Source organism: Funiculus sociatus GB2-C1, assembly GCF_039962115.1.
Taxonomy (GTDB): Bacteria; Cyanobacteriota; Cyanobacteriia; order Cyanobacteriales; family FACHB-T130; genus Funiculus; species Funiculus sociatus.
Genome location: NZ_JAMPKJ010000138.1, coordinates 1 through 2,655, shown reverse-complemented (window position 1 = coordinate 2,655; position 2,655 = coordinate 1). Strand labels below are relative to the sequence as shown.

At 47.6% G+C, this 2,655-nt stretch carries 2 protein-coding genes and 1 pseudogene; 1 reads left to right on the top strand and 2 read right to left on the bottom strand.

Features of this window, described 5'->3' with window-relative positions; all coding sequences use genetic code 11:
• Positions 1–167: 167 nt before the first annotated feature.
• The gene (locus NDI42_RS28790) at positions 168–833 is read right to left on the bottom strand and encodes a TetR family transcriptional regulator (protein WP_190450549.1); all 666 of its coding nucleotides are present in this window, start codon (positions 831–833) and stop codon (positions 168–170) included.
• 217 nt (positions 834–1,050) lie between these two features.
• Here NDI42_RS28790 and NDI42_RS28785 point away from each other — a divergent pair, with 217 nt between their 5' ends.
• On the top strand, positions 1,051–2,361 hold the full coding sequence (locus NDI42_RS28785) for a glycosyltransferase (RefSeq protein ID WP_190450547.1): 1,311 nt from the start codon (positions 1,051–1,053) through the stop codon (positions 2,359–2,361).
• Between the two features lie 189 nt (positions 2,362–2,550).
• On the opposite strand, the pseudogene NDI42_RS28780 reads toward NDI42_RS28785, so the two are convergent.
• Positions 2,551–2,655 (bottom strand): annotated as a pseudogene (locus NDI42_RS28780) (IS1 family transposase); the annotation flags it as partial.

The window sequence follows — 2,655 nt, the reverse complement described above, 5'->3', positions numbered from 1 at the left end:
TTGTCATGAATAGATGGCTGTTGTGTGGTAACTCTAGCCTCTCATGTCCCTCTACCCTTTTTCACAAATTCCCCGCGGCTATTGGCTTTCACCTACTTCTGTCAGGCAGTCAGGGTCTAGTGTGCTGGAGCGCGATCGCAAAAGTTTTCGGTCTACTGACTGTAGCTCTACTTTTCCTGATGCAGCACTCCCGTCAAAACCAAGTTAATTGCCGCTTGGGTGTACTGCTCAATCAATTCTGGACTTAATAAATCCCGCTCTGGCTCTAGATGCTTCAAGTTTTCATGAGCATTAGCGTAGAAAACGCACACGCCAATAATCGTGAGAGTTGTCATGTACCCATCGAGCTTGCAGAATATTCCCTCTTGCATCCCCCGCTCCAGAATTCCAGTCAGGGAGGCAATGGGTTGTTGCCAGTTTGTCAGCTTGAAATACTTGCCCTGATTCTGATTCGCTTCTTGAAACAACAACATTCCCCGATGGCGGTGAGAAGCCTCGTAGGCAATTGTGGTTTGCAAAAACGCTCTTAGCGCTTCTGCTGCTGGCAATTGTTCTAGGTTGAGTTGCAAAAGCACCTCCTGGAATTGTGTCGCCGGTCGCTCTAAAACCGCTTGGTAAAGCCCTTCCTTGCTCTGAAAGTAGTAGTAGAGCATTCGTGGTGCTACGCCTGCACTCTTAGCGATCGCTTCAGTTCGCGCTCCACTGAGTCCGTGGAAGGCAAACTCCTCCTCGGCGGCATCGAGAATCTCTTGTTTGGTCGCCTCTGCATCACGTACTGGACGCTTAGCAGAAGAAGCAGCAGGTGTTTTTTGGTTTTTGGCTTTTTGGCTCACAACGGTTAGACAAATCGATGACAGGACGGCGGTAGGGGAGGTCAAGCCTTTCTCTTTGAACTTTACAGGTACTCAAGGTCTAAGTAGCTCTTGTTAACTAAAAATTTAATTCATTCTTGACAGAACCCGAACTCACCGCTGACAATGAATTAAAAATTTAATTCATTAAACCGGGAAGGCGCTGACACCCCCAGTTCATTGGAGTTTCTGCATCATAATGGCTCGTTTTCTGATTGCTACAATTCCCGCAGCCGGACACGTCAACCCAGCATTACCGATTGCCCGCTTCCTAGTGGAGCGCTCTCATGAAGTGTGGTGGTACACAGGCAAAGGATTTAAGGAAAAGGTTGAAGCGATTGGTGCATATCACGTCCCTATTCGCACGGGATTAGACTTTACAGATATGAGTACCATTCCTCAGTCGTGGTTAGACCAGAAAGAAGCGAGTAAGGGGGTGGCGCAGTTTAAGTTCTACCTCAAGCATGGCTTCATAGATGCTGGAGTTACGCAGCTATCAGACTTAACAGAAATCCTTCGCTCTTTTCCAGCCGATGTCCTGCTATGCGATGTCTTCTTCATTGGCGTGTCATGGCTGGAGGAAAAAACGGGGTTGCCGTGGGCAGCCTTTGGTATGTCTGCTTTACCCTTGGGCAGCCGCGATACCGCTCCGTTTGGACTGGGTATACAACCTACCAATTCAGCGTTTGGGCGATTGCGAAATGCATTTTTGAATGGGTTGTCACAGCGAGTCTTGATGCGCGATGTAACGGTTCATCTTGATCGCGTTCGAGAAAGTGTGGGGTTACCACCCAAGTCCCAAGACTTTTTCACCGCCGCCCTATCTCCGTTTCTCTACTTGCAAGGAACTACTCCAACGTTTGAGTATCCCCGTAGCGATTTACCACCGCAAGTGCATTTTATCGGACCCTTTTTGCCCAGTCTGGAAGCTAACGTTACACTGCCTGCTTGGTGGGAGGAACTTTCTGACGGTAAGCCAGTTGTCTTCGTCACGCAAGGAACTGTAGCAACGGACGCAGGCGACCTGATTTTGCCTGCAATCCAGGCACTTGCCAACGATAACGTACTGGTCATTGTTACAACTGGAGGACAGCCGATTGACAATCTTGGACTTGACTCAATGCCTGCTAATGTCAGGGTCGAGAAGTTTATTCCCTACGAACATCTGCTGCCTCATGTGGATGTCATGGTGACTAACGCTGGATTCAACGGCGTGCAATTGGCTTTAGCGAATGGTGTGCCGCTGGTAACGGCTGGGCAAACTGAGGAGAAGCCTGAAATTTGTGCCAGGGTGCAATGGGCTGGGGTGGGAATTGACCTGAAAACAAGTAAACCTAGACCGAGGCAGATTCGAGATGCTGTGATGAAAATCCTCGGTTCATCCCAATATCGGCAAAGGGCTTTCCGTTTCAAAACTGAAATTGCTCAGTATGATGCACCTGCACTAGCTACTGCCCTACTCGAGCAACTGGCATCAACCAAAAAGCCTGTTCTCAGGGCGATTGAGTAACATCTTTTGTTCAAAAAACTGCACTAAGTAGAGGAAGAATCATCTAGTTAATGCCTGAAACTTATTCGGGTTTCAGGATAGTGCTTAGGGTTATCCAGCGATTAGTCCTGCAAACCCGGCTTCATTTTTGAACGTTGCTTCCCTATAGAATCCATGGTAGTCCTGCATAGTAATGATAACGCCAGTTTTTCATTCTATAGATAAACTGGCGTTATATTCATGAATAAAATACCAAATAGCTCCTATATGATTGGAGAGTTTTTTAGAGAACGAAAGAGTTTTTCTTACCAAACG